Source organism: Agromyces binzhouensis, from assembly GCF_004135055.1.
Classification (GTDB): domain Bacteria; phylum Actinomycetota; class Actinomycetes; order Actinomycetales; family Microbacteriaceae; genus Agromyces; species Agromyces binzhouensis.
This window is the reverse complement of sequence record NZ_SDPL01000705.1, coordinates 1-886: the sequence shown is the minus strand read 5'-3', so window position 1 is coordinate 886 and position 886 is coordinate 1. Positions and strand designations below refer to the sequence as shown.

The 886-nt window shown below is 75.4% G+C and carries 1 protein-coding gene; it reads right to left on the bottom strand.

All coding sequences use genetic code 11. The features are described 5' to 3' along the window. A partial coding sequence (locus ESO86_RS19550; RefSeq protein WP_165308365.1) for an MFS transporter occupies positions 1-886 on the bottom strand: 886 nt, incomplete at both ends.

Below are 886 nucleotides of genomic sequence, written 5' to 3'. Positions count from 1 at the left end.
CGCGGCGGCGGCCGCACGGAGGCCCGCACCCACCGTGAACACCTGCGAGCGCAGCGCGGACGGGCTCTGCTGCTTGCGGATGAGCAGCATGGCGGCCGCGCTCGGCGCGGTGAAGAGGCCCGAGGCGCCGATCGCGGCGATCGCCCAGGCCGGGCCGAGGTCGAACGCGGCGACGACCGTGCAGATGCCCGTCGCAGCGAAGCCCCAGCCCATGACCCACTCGGGTGAGCGGCGCGGCGGACGCCGCGAGTTCCACAGCGCGCCGAGCAGCCCGCCGATCGCGAACGACGTGACGATGATCGCGCCCTCGCCGGCATCACCGCTGCGAGCGATCGACAGTGCGACCGCGGCGATCGCGAGCCCGCCCGACCCGAACTGGCTGAGCGTGCCGCTCCACGTGATGACCGCGAGGGGACGGTGGGTCGCGATGTGCCGGAACCCGGCGGCGATCGTGCCGAGGAACGACGGTCTGTCGTGGGGCGACGCCGCGGTCGGACGCAGTCGCAACGGCACCGTGCCGGCAGCCCCCGCGAGCGCGCTCGCCGCCATGACGACCGTGGCGATCCGCGCCGATCCGAGGACGGCGGTCGCGGCGACGACGGCCGGCCCGGCGACCGCCCCGAGGTTGTACGCGAGCGCGTCGATCGCGTACGCACGCCGCTCGTCGGGGATGCCCTCGGTCACGAAGCTCGACAGGCCGCCGAAGACGAACGGGGTCACGGTTCCCGCGGCGATGAGCGCGATCGCGACGGCCCAGGCCGGAACCGGACCGAGGAAGGCGGCGAAGGCGTACGCGGCGGCGATGACGAGCCCGGCGCCGGCGACGAGCACGCCCGGCCGTCGGCTGCGGTCGAGCATCGCGCCGGCGATCGGGGCCGCGACGATG